At 37.1% G+C, this 18,897-nt stretch carries 17 protein-coding genes and 1 pseudogene; 12 read left to right on the top strand and 6 right to left on the bottom strand.

Annotated features, from left to right (window positions below; translation table 11 throughout):
• Window positions 1–54: 54 nt before the first annotated feature.
• The 5 genes from MKX73_RS15460 (at window position 55) to MKX73_RS15480 (ending at window position 4,538) form a co-directional block, all read left to right on the top strand.
• On the top strand, window positions 55–1,011 hold the full coding sequence (locus tag MKX73_RS15460) for a cation diffusion facilitator family transporter (protein WP_340718226.1): 957 nt from the start codon (window positions 55–57) through the stop codon (window positions 1,009–1,011).
• Between the two features lie 42 nt (window positions 1,012–1,053).
• Window positions 1,054–1,365 carry an ArsR/SmtB family transcription factor gene (locus tag MKX73_RS15465; RefSeq protein WP_079528762.1) on the top strand — a complete coding sequence of 104 codons (312 nt, stop codon included), beginning with the start codon at window positions 1,054–1,056 and terminating at the stop codon, window positions 1,363–1,365.
• A gap of 189 nt (window positions 1,366–1,554) precedes the next feature.
• The gene (locus MKX73_RS15470) at window positions 1,555–2,094 is read left to right on the top strand and encodes an NADPH-dependent FMN reductase (protein WP_251688034.1); all 540 of its coding nucleotides are present in this window, start codon (window positions 1,555–1,557) and stop codon (window positions 2,092–2,094) included.
• Window positions 2,095–2,476: 382 nt separating this feature from the next.
• Window positions 2,477–3,997 (top strand): succinate CoA transferase, encoded by a 1,521-nt coding sequence (locus tag MKX73_RS15475; protein ID WP_340718227.1) that lies wholly within the window; start codon window positions 2,477–2,479, stop codon window positions 3,995–3,997.
• A gap of 31 nt (window positions 3,998–4,028) precedes the next feature.
• Window positions 4,029–4,538, top strand: a complete 510-nt coding sequence (locus tag MKX73_RS15480) for a YfiT family bacillithiol transferase (protein ID WP_340718228.1) — start codon at window positions 4,029–4,031, stop codon at window positions 4,536–4,538.
• A 112-nt stretch (window positions 4,539–4,650) separates the two neighbouring features.
• On the opposite strand, the gene aac(6') is transcribed toward MKX73_RS15480, so the two are convergent.
• Entirely contained in the window at window positions 4,651–5,085 is a 435-nt protein-coding gene (gene aac(6'), locus MKX73_RS15485) for an aminoglycoside 6'-N-acetyltransferase (protein ID WP_340718229.1), read from the bottom strand.
• A 114-nt stretch (window positions 5,086–5,199) separates the two neighbouring features.
• A complete protein-coding gene (locus tag MKX73_RS15490) occupies window positions 5,200–6,441 on the bottom strand; it encodes an erythromycin esterase family protein (protein ID WP_340718230.1) in 1,242 nt (413 codons plus the stop codon).
• A gap of 346 nt (window positions 6,442–6,787) precedes the next feature.
• Between MKX73_RS15490 and MKX73_RS15495 the strand changes: the two genes are divergently transcribed.
• Window positions 6,788–7,351 carry a glutathione peroxidase gene (locus tag MKX73_RS15495; protein ID WP_340718231.1) on the top strand — a complete coding sequence of 188 codons (564 nt, stop codon included), beginning with the start codon at window positions 6,788–6,790 and terminating at the stop codon, window positions 7,349–7,351.
• A 47-nt stretch (window positions 7,352–7,398) separates the two neighbouring features.
• Here the strand turns inward: MKX73_RS15495 and ku are convergent, their stop codons facing one another.
• The 3 genes from ku to istA (MKX73_RS15510) form a co-directional block, all read right to left on the bottom strand.
• Window positions 7,399–8,223 (bottom strand): non-homologous end joining protein Ku, encoded by an 825-nt coding sequence (gene ku / locus MKX73_RS15500; protein ID WP_340718232.1) that lies wholly within the window; start codon window positions 8,221–8,223, stop codon window positions 7,399–7,401.
• A gap of 553 nt (window positions 8,224–8,776) precedes the next feature.
• The gene (istB, locus tag MKX73_RS15505; RefSeq protein ID WP_340718233.1) at window positions 8,777–9,499 is read right to left on the bottom strand and encodes an IS21-like element helper ATPase IstB; all 723 of its coding nucleotides are present in this window, start codon (window positions 9,497–9,499) and stop codon (window positions 8,777–8,779) included.
• Window positions 9,492–10,913 (bottom strand): IS21 family transposase, encoded by a 1,422-nt coding sequence (gene istA / locus MKX73_RS15510; protein WP_340718234.1) that lies wholly within the window; start codon window positions 10,911–10,913, stop codon window positions 9,492–9,494. Before istA (MKX73_RS15510) ends, istB (MKX73_RS15505) begins: the two co-directional genes overlap by 8 nt.
• A gap of 669 nt (window positions 10,914–11,582) precedes the next feature.
• On the opposite strand from istA (MKX73_RS15510), the gene istA (MKX73_RS15515) reads away from it, so the two are divergent.
• From istA (MKX73_RS15515) to MKX73_RS15540, 6 genes are all read left to right on the top strand, one after another.
• Entirely contained in the window at window positions 11,583–13,136 is a 1,554-nt protein-coding gene (gene istA, locus MKX73_RS15515; RefSeq protein ID WP_340718235.1) for an IS21 family transposase, read from the top strand.
• Window positions 13,136–13,888: an IS21-like element helper ATPase IstB gene (gene istB / locus MKX73_RS15520; RefSeq protein ID WP_340718236.1), complete on the top strand. Its 753-nt coding sequence runs from the start codon at window positions 13,136–13,138 to the stop codon at window positions 13,886–13,888. Before istA (MKX73_RS15515) ends, istB (MKX73_RS15520) begins: the two co-directional genes overlap by 1 nt.
• A 147-nt stretch (window positions 13,889–14,035) precedes the next feature.
• On the top strand, window positions 14,036–14,728 hold the full coding sequence (locus MKX73_RS15525; protein WP_340718237.1) for a hypothetical protein: 693 nt from the start codon (window positions 14,036–14,038) through the stop codon (window positions 14,726–14,728).
• A complete protein-coding gene (locus MKX73_RS15530; RefSeq protein WP_340718238.1) occupies window positions 14,691–15,671 on the top strand; it encodes a hypothetical protein in 981 nt (326 codons plus the stop codon). The genes MKX73_RS15525 and MKX73_RS15530 overlap by 38 nt, the downstream gene beginning before the upstream one ends.
• 187 nt (window positions 15,672–15,858) lie before the next feature.
• Window positions 15,859–17,211 carry a transposase gene (locus tag MKX73_RS15535; RefSeq protein ID WP_340718239.1) on the top strand — a complete coding sequence of 451 codons (1,353 nt, stop codon included), beginning with the start codon at window positions 15,859–15,861 and terminating at the stop codon, window positions 17,209–17,211.
• Between the two features lie 222 nt (window positions 17,212–17,433).
• Window positions 17,434–17,883, top strand: a complete 450-nt coding sequence (locus MKX73_RS15540) for a hypothetical protein (protein ID WP_340718240.1) — start codon at window positions 17,434–17,436, stop codon at window positions 17,881–17,883.
• Between the two features lie 222 nt (window positions 17,884–18,105).
• Here the strand turns inward: MKX73_RS15540 and MKX73_RS15545 are convergent.
• Window positions 18,106–18,305: pseudogene (locus tag MKX73_RS15545) on the bottom strand (flavoprotein); the annotation flags it as partial.
• Window positions 18,306–18,897 lie beyond the last annotated feature (592 nt).

The raw sequence follows: 18,897 nt of genomic DNA on the forward strand, positions 1-18,897 counted from the left end.
ATGTTAATATATGAGTATATGTTCATATATAAAAGATAAATGGGGGCGTTTTAAATGGGAGAGCACCATCATCACCATCATTCACATAGTACGAACAAGAAAGTCCTTTTCATATCCTTTTTAATTATTACCGGATTTATGATTGTCGAAGCGATTGGTGGGGTGCTGACGAACAGTCTTGCGCTGCTGTCTGATGCAGGGCATATGTTAAGTGACGCCGTGTCACTTGGAATTGCATTAATGGCTATTATTTTTGCGCAAAAAGTAGCAAATGCCAGTAAAACATTTGGCTACAAACGTATCGAAATTTTAGCGGCCACACTGAATGGCCTGACATTAATTGTCATCGCCCTGTTTATTTTTTACGAAGCCATTGGGCGATTTATGAATCCTCCTGAAGTTGCTTCAACCGGAATGCTCATCATCAGCAGTATCGGATTGGCGGTTAATATTTTAGTTGCGTGGATTATGATGCGTGGGGCAGATACGAAAGATAATTTAAATATGAGAGGCGCGTACTTACACGTAATCAGCGATATGATCGGTTCAATCGGTGCCATTGTTGCCGCTTTACTTATCCTGTTCTTTGATTGGGGATGGGCGGATCCATTAGCCAGCGTTTTTGTAGCTGCACTTGTGTTACGAAGCGGATATCATTTAACGAAAGCTTCATTGCATATCTTAATGGAAGGTACACCTCAGGATGTAACTGTCGAAGAAATTATTCAAACGATTGAAAAGTATGATGAAATAAAAGCGCTTCATGATCTGCATATCTGGACGATCACGAGCGGATTAAATGCCTTGTCTTGCCACGTTGTTGTAAATGACGACTTGACGATTAAAGAAAGCGAGCAACTTTTAGATAAAGTCGAACATGATTTACTTCATCAAAATATTCAGCATGTGACGATTCAGGTAGAGACAAATACGCATCAGCATGAACGTTCGGTTTATTGTACAGCAAAGCAGGATATAAGCCATCAGCATCACCACCACCATCATCATTAATCAATTACGCCTGGCGTATAGGAGAAAAGAGTGTTTAATCGTATGACAATGGAAAAAAGAACCCAACATGAATTGGATGAAGAAACATTGTTTGTCGTGTCGCAAACGTTCAAAGCGTTAAGCGATCCAACACGTATCCGTATTTTAAACATGTTATGCTGTGAAGAACATTCGGTAAATGACATTGCGGAAAAGCTTGATTTAAATCAGTCGGCGGTTTCCCACCAATTGCGTTTTTTGAAGAACTTGCGTTTAGTAAAGTTCAGGCGTGAAGGGACGACATTGTACTATACAAGCGCAGATGACCATGTTATCAACTTGCTTCATCAGGCAATTGATCATGCCCATCATTAAGTAAATAAAAACCAGCAACACGCAAAAGTTTTTTGATAAACTTTTACGTGTTTTTTATTTGGTTTCGTCACTTTAGGATGTTGGGTATATCTATAAACGGAAGTCGTAAACTAAAATCATTGCCCATTTAAGGTTAAGGCCGAAGCAAGACTATCGATTAAATCTATAATAATGGAGGTTTTTTTCTATATGAAAGTTGTGGCAATTGTAGGAAGTATCCGCAAAGAATCATACAATCTAAAAATCGCAAAATATATTCAGGGCCGTTATGCAGATCAATTCAACTTGGAAATTCTCGACCTTGCACCTCTACCAATGTACAACCAGGATATCGAAATGGAAGCTCCCGAAGCTGTACGTAATTTTAAGGCAAAAGTAAAAGAAGCAGATGCAGTTCTTTGGATAACACCTGAATACAACGCCACAATACCCGGTGTTTTGGGAAATGCAATTGACTGGCTAAGCCGTGTGGACAAGGTAATGAACGGCAAACCATCTATAATCATGGGGTCATCAATGGGAATGTTAGGTTCTGTCAAAGCTCAAATGCATTTACGCGATATTTTATTTGCAATCGGCTTAAATTCACCGGTTTTACCTGGTAATGAAGTGTATATTGGGGCCGTTCATGAAAAAATCGATGCGCAAGGACAGCTGACAGATGAAGTGACAATCGCATTTTTAGATGGCGTCATTGCAAACTTCCTGGAATGGATGAGACAGTTTTAATATTATTGGCATCTCTTTTTTTAAAAGAAGAGGTGTTTTTTTATGAAATGAGTTTATATGACAATATTAACACAAAAATAGGAACTTCGAGCGTAAGATATAGCGTGAAAGGTCCGGGATCAGCGTTTTGTCAATAGATTAATGTTGCGAAAAAGCAGGTTTTTAAGTGGAAGAAAACTCCCTAAATCCGCTTTTTTATTTACTATAGTTTTTTTCTATCAAAATTATAGGAAGTATCTAATGGACGAAAGACGAATCTCTCATTACAATGTAGATAAGGCGATTAAAAAATAAAGTGTAACGGATTTTTTAATTGGCTAAATGGATTTACAGAAATTCATCGTAACATCGAACTAAAAATACTATTTTGGGGTGATTGTTAATGGGAAAAGATTTAAGTCAGTTCATCAGAAATGAAGCGTTTTTAAACAAAGTTGTTTCAGCAGAGGAAGCCGCGTCTTGGATTGAAGACGGCATGAATCTGGGTATGAGTGGTTTTACGCTTTTCGGAGAGCCAAAAGAATTTCCGCTTGCACTTTCTAAACGTGGAGAGCAAGAAAATTTCAAAGTAAATCTTTATACAGGTGCATCATTAGGGCCAACTGCTGACCAGTCAATGGCAGAAGCAGGAATCATCAACTTACGTGTGCCTTATCAAGGAAATGCGATTATGCGCGGTAAAATCAATAACGGAGAAATTTTCTATATTGATCAGCATTTATCACATACAGCAGAAGAAGTTCGTAAAGGGTCACTTGGTAAAATTGACTATGCGATCATTGAAGCTGCAGCGATTACAGAAGACGGTCTAGTCATTCCTACAGGTTCTGTAGGGAACTCACCGATCTTTGTAGAAAAGGCTGAAAATGTCATCATCGAAATTAATACAACTGCCCCGAAAGCATATGAAGGGCTTCATGATATTTATGTTCAGAAATCACAAGGTGAGCGAAGAGAAATTCCTATTTACAGTACAGGAGACCGAATTGGTGAAATCGGAATTAAAGTAGATCCTGCAAAAGTAAAAGGAATTGTTTTATCGGAGCAGCCGGATATTCCGTCACCATTATTCGAGCCAAACGAAGAAACACAGAAGATTGCCGATAATTTACTGGCATTTTTGGCAAATGAAGTGGAAGTGGGGAATTTACCTGAATCATTGGCACCGCTTCAATCAGGTGTTGGTTCGGTAGCGAATGCCGTATTAAACGGAATGCAAAAATCACAGTTTAAAGATCTTGAAGTATTCTCGGAAGTACTGCAGGATGGTGTGTTTGACCTGATTGATGCGGGTATCGTTAAATTCGCTGCAGGAACGGCCTTCTCACTTTCCAAAAAGCGCGTGGACTCACTAGCGGAAGACCTGGAAAAGTATAAAGATAAAATCATGTTCCGACCACAGGAAATTTCGAATAACCCGGAAGTCATTCGCCGCTTAGGTGTTATTTCGTTTAACACAGCGATTGAAGTAGACATTTACGGTAATGTCAATTCGACACATGTAAACGGCACAAAAATTATGAACGGTATCGGCGGTTCCGGGGACTTTGCCCGTAATGCGCGCATTACAATTTTCGTGACATCTTCATTAGCGAAAAACGGTGCTATTTCAACAATCGTTCCATTCGTTTCACATATCGACCATACAGAACACGATGTTGATGTAATTGTGACGGAGCAAGGCTATGCGGATCTTCGTGGTCTTCCACCAGTGAAGCGTGCAGAGAAATTGATTGAAATTTCTCACCCGAAATATAAAGAACAATTACGTGCTTATTTTGAAGAGGCAAAAGAGAAAGTTGGCGGCCAAACACCGCATATTCTTGAAAAAGCCTTCTCATTCCATAACAATCTAAAAGAGCATGGGACAATGTTATTTGAGGATGACAAAATCAAACACTAATTGAGTAAAAAGAAAAAGGTGGCGTTTTAACATGGATGTAAGATTTCCGATTGGTCCATTGCAAGTACCTGAACAGGTGACACTTGACAATGTAAAGGAATGGTTACAACAAACGGAATCATATACGACACGTTTAAGGGAAGTTGTCGATTCATTGAATGAAGAGCAGCTAAACAAAACTTACCGTGAAGGTGCGTGGACGGTTCGTCAACTCGTTCACCATATTGCCGATTCACAGCTGAATATGTATCAGCGACTGAAGCTGGCACTAACGGACGACAATCCGACAGTACCGGGATTTGATGAAGAAAAGTGGGCCGTTCTGCCGGACAATGACTTGCCTGTAGAAAGCTCGATTAAAATGCTTGAAGGTATTAACGAGCGTGTCGTTTCGTTAGGACAACATTTAACTGAAGACCAGCTAAAGCGGGAATTTACCCATGAAACAAACGGGCCGGTCACAGTTGGCGCTAAAGTGGCGAAACTGGCATGGCATGAGGAGCATCATTTCGCTCATATTAAAATTGCCCTTGCAAATTAATTTAATATTTATCGAATTGGCTTACCCGGACAGGTAAGCCAATTTTTTAGTTGCTGTGTATGCTGCTTAATCAGTTGCGTCTGTTCTTTTATATTCACAATCAACCGCCCCCTTATAGCTTCTTTGTAAAGCATATAATGCGATTTGCCTCTGTAAAGCCTAGTTTAAGATGAACGTTTAAACTATCTGCGTTAGCCAATTCACAGTCGCTCGCAAACTCTGTACATCCTTTTGATTTAGCCCACTGTTCACACGCCTGCACTAAAAGTTGCGCGAAATGTTGTCTTCGGTAGGACTCTTCGACATATAAGCCTTCCAAATAACCAACCGGACTGGAATGTGTGCCTTCGACATAATCAAAACGGAGCTGACATTGTGCAAATCCAATCGGCTTTTCATCATCAAATGCTAAGAAGACGGTACTATTCAAGTTTGCAATAACGTCTTCCATGTTTCGCTCGAATTCATTTAAGTCGTTGCCCGGCCAAAGGAGTAAAGCAAGTCTGGCTGCTGCAGTTGCCTGGTTCAGTGTCGCTTCGTTAATCATAGGTTTCCTCCTGTTTTATAAAGATTAGTATGTTTACTATTATAGAATAAAATGGAAGGGGATAGTGGGAGGGGCTAAATAAAAAGCAAGCCATACGATAAACGCTGGCTTACTTTATAATGGCTTTAATGCCTTTGTCTGTTCGAGGTAAATAAAAGCATCATATCTTGAACCGACATTGGACGGAACATAATTTCCGTACGCCTCATATTCAGGGTGATAGACAACACCGATAGCGCGATGGCCAATCCGGTCATTGAATAATTCCCGATTTTCATCAGTGAAAATCAATACTTTATCTTGTCCGCCAGCTGCATGGAGCTGTCCTTCCCATGTGTTGAGTTTGGAAGGGGGCACCGGAATTACTTGTAGAGGATCACCCCAGCTGTCAGCAGCGATGACCGTTCCTTCATATGTTCCGAATCCGATGGCATACGTATTGTCCTTACCATACTGTTCGCGGATTAGTTGACCGACATTGATCATTTGATCTTCTTTCATACTTGTAGCGGAAGCATCCCCGATATGCGTATTATGTTCCCAAATAATGATTTTTGCATCATCACCGTGGTACTTCAATAATTCGTTGATTGCTTCGACCATATGCGAATCGCGTGTATTCCAGGAGATGGCATCCTGCATCATTTCCCGGTAATATGTTTCGGCGTTCTTGGCGACTAGCGCATTCATCATGACATTTAAATCTTCTTCATATTTGTTCGAGTACTGTTCCTTATTATTGCGTACTGACCTTAGCAAATCCGTTACTTCACGGATACATTCATCCGTAAATTGCGCGGTGGACAGGGCATAGTGCTCGGGCATTCTGTTATAAGGCTCAAAGCAGGAAAATGCTTTCTTTGCATGCTCAAAATCGGCTTTGTACTTAGGATTTTCGGATAAAAAGTGGATGACTTCATCCATCGATTCAAAGAGACTGTACAAATCGATGCCATAAAACCCGACTTTAGTGCTTAAAGTGTTATTTTTATCCTTTAGCCACTCTACAAATTGTTCGACTTCTTCATTTGCCCACATCCATTGCGGCCATCGATTAAACGATTCTTTCAAAATGGCACCTGCATTTGCATTATCCGCTCCATAACCTTTTACGTAGCGGTTCACTGCCTGTGTAGACGGCCAGTCTCCTTCTACACCGATAATATTGAATCCTTTTTGATTGATCAGCAGTTTCGTCAACTCGGCGCGGACTGTGTAAAACTCCGAAGTACCATGCGAAGCTTCGCCGATCATCACAATTTTGGCATTTCCGATCGACTCGACAATTTTATTTAAACTTAGTTCGTTAAAGGGAAGTGCATGCTCTTTTATAGCAGCTACCAGTTTTCTCGGCATGTTGTATTCGCTCCTTTCCTACACCGTTATCTTTCCCGTGCTACTCATATGAATACCCTGCTCCGTGTAAATTACTCTGAAACAAAGATGAAAACAATTTATTTTTAAATTATTATGTATAAAAGTAAATTTCAGCGGTCATACTATTAGTGATGGTCGGTTAGCCATCGTATGATTTGGCGCATGATTCCTCGTGAATCTGATGCGCCTTTAATTTTGCCCATTTTTATATAAGACAGACAAACAACCCCCTATCTATTTATAATTTTTAAGTTAGTTATTTTGTGCTTTATGGAAGTTTATAATATGATAGTTTTATACTATGCGTTGTAGGGAGAATGACTTAATGAGCATTTATAATTATTTAGTAAAAAAAACAAATGATGAGATCCTCTCGATGGAAACTTATCGTGATCAAGTAATGTTGATTGTGAATACGGCAAGCAGTTGCGGATTTACTTTCCAATATGAGGACATGCAAAAGTTATATGAACGCTATGCAGATAAAGGATTCACTGTTCTTTCTTTTCCATGCAACCAATTCGGCGAGCAGAATCCGGAAGACGGGGAAACGTCTGCGAGACAATGCAAGCTTCAGTTCGGTGTTACATATCCAGTGTTCGATAAAATCGATGTGAATGGCAAAGAAACTCATCCGCTATTCAACTATTTAAAACACGAAGTTGATTGTCCGGAATTTGTTCGTGAGACAATGCAGCAAAAACATTTATACAATACAATTCAAACCAACTATCCCGAATATTTAATCGGCCGTAATATTCGATGGAACTTCACGAAGTTTCTCGTAGACCGTGATGGACGTGTCATCCAACGTTTTGAGCCCGATGCTTCATTCCTTGATGTTGAAAAGGCGATCGAAGAATTATTGGTCACGGCAACTGTAAAATAATTTGAAACCATTCAAAGCCCATTTCTTCATTGGAAATGGGCTTTGATTTATGCATTTTTCTTTGTTCTTGTCGTAGTTGTTCGCTTTCTCGTTTTCGGTTTCTTCGTTTTATCAAGGGATGCTTGCAATGCGGACATTAGATCGGTCACATTATCAGGCAACGGTCGTTTTTCGTTTGCAACAACCGTGCTTTCCGCTTTCTTATCCTCGATCAGCTGCATAAGCGCCGTCCGGTATTCATCCGTGTATTTATTCGGATCGAACTCGGTTGTCAATTGTTCAACAAGCATAAGGGCCGTATCGAGTTCCTTTTGCACGACAGCTTCAACACTCGGGATATTCGGTACATCCCCGACATCCCGCACTTCATCCGGGAAATGAATGATTTCCATCACTAATGTGTTTTTATAAACACGGACAATGGCCAGTTGCTCTTTCGATCGAATCGTAATTTTAGCCACACCGATTTTACCGGATTCCTCCAACGTTTTTCGTAATAGGACATATGCTTTTCCGCCCGTATTATCAGGGGATAAATAGTACGTTTTTTCAAAATAGATCGGGTCGATTTCTTCCAGCTTCACAAAGTCTATAATTTCTACAGATTTATCTTCATTTTCTTTCCGCAAATTTTCCAGGTCCTCTTCATCCAAAACGACGAATTTGTTCTTCGTATACTCGTACGCCTTTACGATATCTTCGTCTTTTACCTCTGCTTGACATCCTTCACACACCTTTTTGTAGCTGATTGGTGTATGACATTCCTTATGGAGCTGTCGAAGTTTAACATCTTTATTTTCAGTTGCTGCATGAAGTTTTACAGGAATATTTACTAAGCCAAAACTAATACTACCTTTCCAGACAGTATGCATGTTGTCACCTCATTTTTCCTTACTATGGGACTAAAAATTTAATTTATGTATTGTCTTCGAAAAAAAACAAAGGATAAATAGTAAAACGAAAGTTGGCCTTTATGTGAAACCAATGTTATTAACCGATGCACCGGAAATCCCGTTCTTACAGAGGATTCAGGTATAAGAAAAATACTTGTTTGTCCTGAAGTAGATTCCCTAAATTTTCTAATTCTATCAAATCTACCCTGATTTATCCAACGTAGATGAAGCTCCTGATCCTGAATTGGCATTAACATATACACAGCAGACGCGTTCTCATGAAAAAGAAGATACTACAGCTATCTATGTTAAAGCTACAAACTTCGATGGATCCCTTGGAAATGTTTCCTTAAACTTATTCAATAGAGGTCATTTTGGATGGTTATACAATACATTGATTAAACTTTTATTTGAAGATGAAAAGGGTCCAATACCAATTGATGTCAGAACTCATTATATAATTGTGTTTTGCAACAGAAAAGTGCAGAGAATTGCAACGAAAAATACAGAGTGTTGCCACCCAATATTTTTCCTATTTTCTCGACAATGCATTGGTTAAACGAAAGCTCTGGCCCGTATATGAAATAATATGGGCATGGTGAATCAAACGATCCACCAGAGCTGCCGTTAAACGTGAATCCGAGAAAATGCGGTTCCACTGACTAAATTCTAAATTCGACGTGATAATTAAGCTTTTTTGTTCATAGAACTCTGAAATAATTTGAAACAGTAATTCTGCTCCTTCTTTGCCGAAAGGCAGATAGCCCATTTCATCCAAAATCATTAAATCGACTTTTTCTAATTTACTTCTAAATTGCTTCAATTTTCCCGCATTTAGTGCTTGCTCTAACTCTTCAACTAAATGAGAAACACGATAAAAACGCACCTCATATCCTTGCTCACAAGCCTTCCGGCCAAGTGCGGAAGCTAAATGCGTTTTACCTGTGCCAGGTGCGCCAACTAAAATGACATTCTCTTTTCTACGAATGAAATTCAGCTGCTCTAATTCATCTTTGGTTAAATAGTTAGGTAAACAAATATCTTTATGCCACTGATAGCTTTCAAGCGTCTTCGTATCGATAAAGCGAGCATGCTTCAAGTTACGGGCTATTTTTGCCTGTTCTCTGCCTTGCTGCTCCTTTAATAAAATTTGATACATATATTCTTCTGGATCGGTAAATGGCACTTCTTTAATTGCCTCAGCCACATGCGCTAATCTTAATTGCTTACAGAGTGTTAAAATCGCTTCATTCATGACGCAATGCCTCCGTTCCTTTTGGCGATAAAGCATCATATTCTGTCCAATCTACACCGTAAGGATGTTCTGTTTCTTCTGCCTCACGGCCAATATAACTATAAAAGTTTTGCTCAATATCATTCATATCATGTGTGAGTAGAAGCGTTAGTAATTCATTAATCCGTTGCTTCCTTAATGCCAGCGAAGGCACGGCTAAATACTCTTTAACACGCGCTGGTAGATACGTTGCGTAACGGGAATGACCTACGACACGTGGTTTTTTCAACCAATCCTTTAAAATATCTTGCCACGGAATAAAACGACGTTTTTTCATATAAGGACGGGCATCCGCTAATAATATCTCACCGTCATTCGTGATGACTTTATACGAATCCCAGTATGTCACACAAGAAAGCTGCACGTAATTCTTCGCTTTAGGAACATGAATCAAATGCCCATCCAGTTTGAATTCGTTATATTTATTAAACTTAATTGAAAACTGCTTAAATACAGGATAAGCTTCTTCAGGTAACTTGATTAATTGCTTTTGCTCCTGCTGCCATAGCTCATCAATTAGCACCTCTTTTTTATAATGAATACGTTGGCGATCAGATATTAATTGTTGTTCTAATTGATTCGTTAAGTCTTCTAAATCCTTTATGACTGGCGGTAAGCTAAAGAAGTTATAACGGACATATCCCACTTTACCTTCTACATGGCCTTTTTCATTCCCTTTGCGTGGATTACACACTTGAACCTTAAAGCCATAATATTGCTGAAAATGTCGAAAGGCATCCGTTAATTGCGCTTCTAAATCGCCTTTTCTCACTTTTTTCACCGCAGGTGTTAGATTATCAATTCGAATACTTAGAGGAACGCCTCCAGCTTGTTTAAATAACGCTTGTAATCCGCCTAAAAAGCATTCTAAATTTTCGCTTGGCATCGGTACGGCGAAAGCTGTGTTACTTGCTGGAAATGACATGACTAATGCATGTATATCCAGAATTTCACCATCATGAACTGCCTCCATGATACCGAAATCTACCTGCGCTTCTCCTTCTGGATGTTCTAAACGTTCATATCCTTTATCTACCTCATCTTCTTGTGAGGCTTTCCATTCTTGTATAAAATTACACACCGTTCTGTAAGAACCTTTGAATCCTTTTTTTACTAAGTCCTCAAATATTTTTTTGTTTTTACGTCGTAACTTTTTCTTCAGCTTTAAATCTTCTTCTAACCAGTCAATTACAATTTCTCCCCATTCTTCATCGTACATCATGCCTTTTTTAAAATGGGTTTTCTCTTGAGGGAGCTGATTCCCATCGCCGTATTTCTTGGCAGTACGCCAATTGACTTGCATTGTTTTTGCGATTTCAGTAATCGATAATCCTTTTTCATTTCGTAATGTTTTGATACAATTAACTTCAGACATTGCTAGCATCCTTTCTTTCCTCCCTGTTTCGGCTTCGACACCTAATACAGTAGAGGGACTTGGGGTGGCTGGCAAGTCTTTTTTTATGCACAAAAATAGTGCAGGACTCTGTACAAATTCTTTGCACTAGTCTGCACTTTTATTTTGCAATAAACAATAATGGAATTCAGAAAAGAATTTAGCCCTAAGCAAATAGAAGATTGGGCAGTATTTCTCCAAAATATAGATAAAAAAAGGCTGCCTATATTAAATAAACTAAGTAAATTAAATAATCTACAAATTAAAGAATTAATAAATGGCATACTAAGTGGAAAAAGGCCTTCTCGTAATGAACACGGTTCATGTTTGAGTTACCCTGATTGCGAGAAACCGCATCTACAGTCTTGCTATTCATGTGAATTCTTTATTCCAGAAGTATATACAATTATTCATATTAAACAAGAAATTGAAAATTTAATGACATCGATTGAGTCAACGAGGTATACAACTATTATTGAGAGGGATTCTTACTTTCTAAAAATATATTTATTACTTCTAAATGAAGCTATTTCTGTCTATGGAGAGAAATATTGTATTTGTTAAGCTAAAACTGAGCCACAAACGCAATTGAAATGTGAGCCACTTTATATCAAAATAATCCTAACTGTTAAAAGTTAGGAGGATATAGAGGTGATCAGTTTGGAGAAAAAGCAATTGGTATTGATTGAGTACTACCAGCACAATACAAGTCAGCGTCAAATTGCAGAGAAGCTTAATATGTCACGAAATACTGTTAAGAAATATATCGAACAAGACTTAGCGGCAAGACAACAAGATACAAGGAATTTACCGATTACAGATAATTACGTTACGCCTCCGGCATATAAAAAGCGTAAGGGAAAAAAGAGAGCTTTAACAAATACGGTGATGAAGCGTATTCGCGAGATGATGAAACAGAATGAAAATAAGCGTGAAGTAAATATGCATAAGCAGCAATTAAAGATTATTGATATACATGACAAACTTTTAGATGAAGGTTTTAAAATCGGCTATACAACAGTTCGCAATTTCGTGAATCGTGAGGAAAAGAAGCAAAAGGAAGTATTCATCCGACAAGAGCCTAAAGTTGGTCGTGAAATTGAGTTTGATTGGGGAGAAGTAAAGTTATTTATCGATGGAAAACTAAGAAGTTTTTCAATGGCAGTATTTACTTTAGCCTATAGTAACGATCGCTTTGCGCGACTCTACGAATCAGAAACAATGGTTTGTGTACAGGATGCACACGTAAAATGTATCGAAGCTTTAGGCTTTGTGCCACACGTTTTTACATACGACAATATGCGTACAGTTGTCAAAAACTTTATCGGTTATGACCGCTTTATTACCGACGGTATGAAAAGTTTATCCTTGCATTATCATTTTCAAATACGACTTTGTCAGCCTCGTAAAGGCAATGAGAAAGGCCATGTGGAGCGAAGCGTGGAATACATACGTCGTAAAGCATTTGCGCATCGAGATACGTTTGTTTCTTTAGAAGAGGCACAGGAGTATTTAGTTTCTATTATCAAAAAATTAAATGGTCGCGTTCATTATTTGAAAGAGAAAACACATCATGAATTGATGTTGGAAGAAAAAGCTGAACGAGCTGGCAGTTTAACAGTGGCACCGTTCGACCCTGCAGAATTAGTGGAACTACGTGTGGATAAATATAGTACGGTTACCTACCGTTACAATCGCTACTCTGTACCAGAGGGGCATGTAGGAGAATACATTAAGTTAAAAGCTCGTGCAGAGGAAGTGCTTCTATTTAGCGAAGGTGAATGCATCACGAAGCATAAACGAAGCTGGCAAGTTCATGCCTGGGTGATGAATATCTACCACTATTTAAACACCTTGGAAAAGAAAAAAGGTGCCTTAGCCCAAAGTGAATGTTTGAGCCAAGCACCAAAAGATATAAAAAATATCTACCACCGCTATTATATCGGAAATGAAAAAGATTTTCTAGAACTACTTGTTTATGTCAAAGAACGAGATTGCCTAACAAGAGTACTAGAAGTCATTACTGAACTAGAAAAGAACCCTTTGGTTCATCTAACAACAGAAAAAATCATTTTCTTAGCAGAACAGTCAGCTGAAGTACGTACTGTTCTAACTGGCCAAGATGATGTCACCAGTCAATCTTTAGATAATCTATCTTCATTAGCAGCATTATTTCATTCTAAAGGAACAGGAGTGATTCATTAATGGACAAGCAAAAAGAAATGATTGAAATGTGTAAAGAATTACGTTTACCAAGTATTCGTTCTTTACTTGAACAAGAAGCATTATTTGAACAACATACAACCCCGGCTGACTTTCTCTATTTCGCTTTAAAACAGGAAATGGAGGACCGTTACGTACGAGCAAAAGCTAATCGAATTCGATTAGCCAACTTCCCAGAGAAAAAGCTATTAGAGGAATTAGATGTAGAGGCACTGCCGCAAAATGCGGCGGTTCGCCTTCCTCATTTGAAGGAACTAAAGTTTATACAGGAGAAGCAAAATGTATTATTAATTGGCTCACCTGGTACCGGTAAAACCCATCTTGCGATTGGATTAGGCATTGAAGCCTGTTTAGCGGGCTATAAAGTGTATTTCACAAGTGTAGCATCACTTGTGAATCAATTAAAGGAAAGCCGTTCTGCGAGAACATTGCGCTCCTTTGAACTAAAATTTGAGAAGTATGATTTAGTCATCATCGATGAACTCGGGTACATTTCATTCGATAAAGAAGGAGCAGAACTTCTGTTCACGCACTTATCGTTACGTGCCGGTCGAGCAGCGACAATTATAACAAGTAATCTAACGTTTGAACGCTGGGAAGAAGTATTCCACGATCCAGTATTAACATCAGCTTTAACCGATCGACTCACGCATCGAGCGCACATCATCAACATGATTGGTGGCTCCTATCGAATTTTAGAAACGAAAGAATGGATCGAACAGAGCAATTTTTAGTGGCTCATATTTTAATTAACAATTGGCTCATATTTAACTTGCGAAATACAAAATATATAGAAACTTTTATTGACCTAGTTGGCATTAGAAAACGAATCTTACAGTTGAGTCCATTACTAATGTAAACCAAAGGGGATGGCATATAATATGGAAGTGAAAATCGACATTGGTAAACTTTCTGAGAATATTACATTAAAATCAATTGAAAACGTAACACATACACAAATTCCAGAAGAGGAATTGAGGAAATACTTTTCTTTTTTGAAAGAAAACTCTTTAATTAATGCTGATAATTTTGATGAATCAGTGTGGTTAATATATAACGAAAATAAAGACAGAGAAATTATATTTAAATTTGATTTAGAGATGTATCAAGAATTAAATAAAGCTCTAAAAGGTTATATACTTCTAAAAAGAATGACAGGAACAGCTATCAATACTTGCCATAAAATACTAATGACATTAAAAAGAGTTATCTTAAAAACGAGTAAATTTGAAGATTTAAAGGAACTAGAAATCTTTTTAATGTCGCAAACCTCAATTGTCGGATTTGAAACGGCTGGGATAATTAGATTATTTTTAACTTTTTATGAACATCCATTGAGTTCGGAGATTATCGATATTTGTAACTCTATAAAAACCCCAGAGAAAAAAAACCGAGAACTACCGTATTTTCCTGATGTAATTGCCTTCGATGAAATTATAGAGGAATTCTTTAGTTCTTACAATTCAGAGGAATATTTTCGGTTTTATCCCATTTTAATTTGGTGGAAACTAACAAATGTATTACCAATGAGAGTTATTGAAGTTCTTAAACTTAAAAAAAAAATGTATAGATAAAAAAAATGATGGAACCTTTTGGATTACCATTCCCAGAGAGAAGAAAAAAGCAAACTCTCCTTTTAAACTAGATATTACTGATACAGTTCAAATTGATAAAGAAACATTCGAAATCATTTCATGCTACATTCAATTTATAGATGACAATAAAATTGAAACAGAATACTTATTTCCCTATAATCTGTATGTTAAATTTTTACCAAAACCAAAAGGGAGCTCTGGTCAAAGAAAAGGAAAAAAGAATAGATTGATCGATAAATATTTACAACGAATATTGGACGACTTTTATACCCAAGTTATTCAAAATGAATCATTAGAAAAAATTAATTTAGGAGACACCAGACACTTTTCAATTATGAATATGTTTTTGCAAGGATTCAATATGTTATCAATTGCTAGAATGGCTGGTCACGATAATTTGGAAATGCAATTCAACTATTATTCTCATATAGACCATTATGTACAATCACAGGTTTATTTACTTGCACAAAAGAAACTTGAATTAAATATTGAAAATAACATAGGTAAAACCATAAACAATACTTCAAGATATTTATACGATAAGGGATTAATTTATGAAGATATCGAGCTCGAAAAACTTAGAAAAGTAGATTTCGGATACTGTAGTAATCTTGATTTCCCGAATGATTGTGTTGGTGAATGTAAAGTATGTCAACCTTTTTATATATTTAAACCAGCTTTAAATGACTTAGAAGAAGGATTAAAGTGGTTAACCGATTATTCGCTGTCTATACAAAGAAATATACAGGAAGTAACTGAAATGATGTTTTCACTTAGCAAAAATATGTTTTATGATCTTCAGAACCATAAGTATCAAGAATCTGGGCAAACTAAATTAAATTCTGCTTCCTCTCAACTAACAAGATTAATGGACCAGAGATCTACTGTTGAAGCATGGATTAGGAGATATAAAGATGAGTGAAACTAAAGAGCCTGGGCGCCCTAAAAAAATTAGTGATGAAAAATTAAAAGAAATCGCACTTGAGTTAATTTCATAATTCCAATCCCTTCGGTATCAAGGGGTCCAACTAAATAAAAATGAGGCACCTCCCCAAATTCGGTATAATGGTAGCGACTAAACAACCTAAACCCGAAAGGAATGATGCCTCATGACTATTGTAAAACAAATTAGCCTGTTTGACATCCAGGAATTATTCGAAATGGAAAGTTCGCATCGATTTGATGCAATTTTCTCCACTTTCGATGTACAACCGATCTTTCAGCTCTTTTCTAAAAAGACATTTCGTGGCGCTCCACGCGAATGTAACTACGGTGCGATGATTCAATCACTCATGGTTCGAATCGTCGAACGTATTCCAACAATAAAGGACTTAGTCAAACGTTTAGTCAACGATCCTTTATTTCGCTTAGATTGTGGCTTTCTCGTTTCAGATTCTGTTCCATCTGAAGCTTCTTATTCACGTATGATTCACGTGATTAGTCAATCAGATATCATGGATTCTATGCAGGATCAATTAGTTTTAATGGCCTTTACCGAAGGCTTTTTAGATGACCTAAACATTGCCCATGATGCCACACATTTTGAAGCCCGTGATGCATCCAAGTCTTCTCAGAAAAAAGAAACAGCGCCGAAAAAACGTGGGCGTAAATCAAAAGAAGAGCGTGCTGCCTGGCTCGCTGAACAAGCCGAAATCGAAGCCAACTTAACGACTTATGAAAAGAAACTGGCTGCACAGCTAACGATTCCAACGAATACACTTTGGCAAGACATCCCTCTTGAGCCGAACTGGGGAATCAAGAAAAATAGCGACGGTAAAAATACGTTCTGGTATGGCTTTAAAGGTCATTTAGCCGTGTCCACGAAAAGCCAATATATCGTCGCTTCTCTGATGTCCTCAGGAAATCTGAGCGATAGTAAAGCAGCGATTCCATTGCTTAAAAAGGTGAATGACCTCATGCCCAACCGTTTTACGACAGCGATTTTCGATGCGGGCTACGACTATGAACCGATTTATCGTCAGGCACTCAACCAAACGATGCGTGTTGTCATTCCCTATAATGTACGCCGAGAAGGTGAAATGGTCGGATTTGATGCACATTTCCGTCCAACTTGTGTACGTGAACATAGCTACTGTTATGATAGTTTCGATGAGAAGTACAAGGCATTGAAATTTACACGCCCGAAGGAATGTGCAACCTGTCCATTACGTGATGATTCGCTCTGTCAAAAGGTGTTTAAAATCAAGTGTGAAACCGATATTCGAAAATATACGAATCCAGCACGTGGCTCAGATTTATGGAAAAAGCTTTATAAAGAACGCACGGCAGTAGAACGTGTAAATGCGTATTTAAAACAATACTTTCAGTTAAACAACGTCCGTCACAAAACAGGGAGAAAGGCAAAGTTCCATTTCAATCTCGTGACGTTTATTTATAATGCCTGCAAGTTAGCAGTCGATCGTATCAACGCGCAATTAAATAAATTACAAGTAGCTGCTTAATTTTAAAAAACGGTAGTTTTCACAATGGAGCAGTCTAAGCTCTAAAAAAAATCGATTTATGAAATTGATTCACTTAGCATTAAACATAAAAATGGGAGGAAAAAAATTACTTTTCAATTTCTTCAAAATGAAACGGGTATTGGAAGACAAACGTGGAAACGCAGAATTGAGGACTATATTAATGAACTAAATAAGCCAATTATTCTACCTACTAACGCTACATTGGAAGGTGTTTACTTTCCAAATATTGAAGATATTTTTGAACGACATAATAACAACAAAACAAAAATTATCGACGAATTTTACCATTTTGAAGAAATGTTTCGGCAAACTTTTCAAGAATTAACTTCATTAAAAGAAAAAATGGTTCATTTGGAACAATTACCATATATAGTTGAAAAACAGAAAGAAGAAGTGAAATTAGCTAAACAAAAGGCCACCCATTATGAGAATTTATACAAATCTTTAATCCTTACTAGTAGCTTTTCACATCTTCGTGACTTTAAAAACATTCAAGGAGATTTATTACAATTCAATAGTGGAAAAGCGGATCATATGACAGTAGAAGAAAATAAATTTAATAAGATTTTTTCTTCTGTAAACCAAATAGCTGATGAAGATTCCATTCAAAATCTAACTACTATGTTTCCGGATTTATTTAAAAAGGATTAAATTTAGATTCGATAAAGGACAATACCTGGTTGAGAACCTTTTATGGATTACAATTAAAATTATTGAATATGTTTATATACTTCCAAAAGAATTAAATTAAATCTTTAACAAATAACCGTAGATGAAATCAAGACGAAGTTAAAGAAGTATTAAGTTTATTTAGTTCTTAAACCCATAAAAGAATCCGTTTGATTAATCTTTTTTTAAATGGATTCTTTTTTATCACCAATTTAAAGTACTACTTCTATTTAAATTAAATTTACATATGCCTGTCTCAGGAAGATATTGCTTTACTTTAAGAGCCGCTTCAATATCACCCGTTAAGTAATTGAAAATGAACGAACTTGCTCATAACCAGTCGCCGTAAAAAAGATTGACGCACGTCTATAGCTTTTCATTACGACAATATAAAAGCTTGATTCGATGCTTCTGCACTTTCTACAGTAGTATCAATTGATAGAATTAATCACAATATGGCAGTTACTACGTTCTTTTAAGGTCCTGACAATAGTAGTTTTTACTCGAATATACTTCAATGATGATTATTCTCCGTTATATCCATTTACATCAGCCCATTTTTTATTAGGGAACACGACCTCTCTTGTTACAATGAAGCTTTAAATATTAAGCTATTTCATTTCAATTATCTGCATCTCCTTATGACGAAGGATTTCACTCTCAGATATTAGATGACTTTAAATTCTTCCAAATGACACAATTGAATCTCGTTTATATGCTTCTAGTCCAGCCTAAAACTTGGCTTTCACTTCAGAGTTTGGTTTTAAGTTATTCATTTTATCTTCAAGTCGATTCGTTTTTTTACCATGAATTATTTTAAATTTTTGAATTAACTAAATATACATATATACTAATAGTGATAAATGAGATTAAGGAAATACTTTAATTATAGCCCTAATGAAAAAGGAAGCAGCTAAGAATATTACATAAGATGAGATAGGACAAGCTTTAACGAGTACTAGAATGGATATAATAAAAACGGTTGACAATATACCT

The organism is Solibacillus sp. FSL W7-1436, from assembly GCF_038007305.1.
Lineage (GTDB): Bacteria > Bacillota > Bacilli > Bacillales_A > Planococcaceae > Solibacillus.

Excerpts from the sequence above, each read along its gene's own strand:
- MKX73_RS15460 (WP_340718226.1), top strand. The coding sequence starts at position 55 with ATGGGAGAGCACCATCATCACCATCATTCACATAGTACGAACAAGAAA.
- MKX73_RS15465 (WP_079528762.1), top strand. The coding sequence starts at position 1,054 with ATGACAATGGAAAAAAGAACCCAACATGAATTGGATGAAGAAACATTG.
- MKX73_RS15470 (WP_251688034.1), top strand. The coding sequence starts at position 1,555 with ATGAAAGTTGTGGCAATTGTAGGAAGTATCCGCAAAGAATCATACAAT.
- MKX73_RS15475 (WP_340718227.1), top strand. The coding sequence starts at position 2,477 with ATGGGAAAAGATTTAAGTCAGTTCATCAGAAATGAAGCGTTTTTAAAC.
- MKX73_RS15480 (WP_340718228.1), top strand. The coding sequence starts at position 4,029 with ATGGATGTAAGATTTCCGATTGGTCCATTGCAAGTACCTGAACAGGTG.
- MKX73_RS15490 (WP_340718230.1), bottom strand. The coding sequence starts at position 6,441 with ATGCCGAGAAAACTGGTAGCTGCTATAAAAGAGCATGCACTTCCCTTT.
- MKX73_RS15495 (WP_340718231.1), top strand. The coding sequence starts at position 6,788 with ATGAGCATTTATAATTATTTAGTAAAAAAAACAAATGATGAGATCCTC.
- ku (WP_340718232.1), bottom strand. The coding sequence starts at position 8,223 with ATGCATACTGTCTGGAAAGGTAGTATTAGTTTTGGCTTAGTAAATATT.
- istB (WP_340718233.1), bottom strand. The coding sequence starts at position 9,499 with ATGAATGAAGCGATTTTAACACTCTGTAAGCAATTAAGATTAGCGCAT.
- istA (WP_340718234.1), bottom strand. The coding sequence starts at position 10,913 with ATGTCTGAAGTTAATTGTATCAAAACATTACGAAATGAAAAAGGATTA.
- istB (WP_340718236.1), top strand. The coding sequence starts at position 13,136 with ATGGACAAGCAAAAAGAAATGATTGAAATGTGTAAAGAATTACGTTTA.
- MKX73_RS15525 (WP_340718237.1), top strand. The coding sequence starts at position 14,036 with ATGGAAGTGAAAATCGACATTGGTAAACTTTCTGAGAATATTACATTA.
- MKX73_RS15535 (WP_340718239.1), top strand. The coding sequence starts at position 15,859 with ATGACTATTGTAAAACAAATTAGCCTGTTTGACATCCAGGAATTATTC.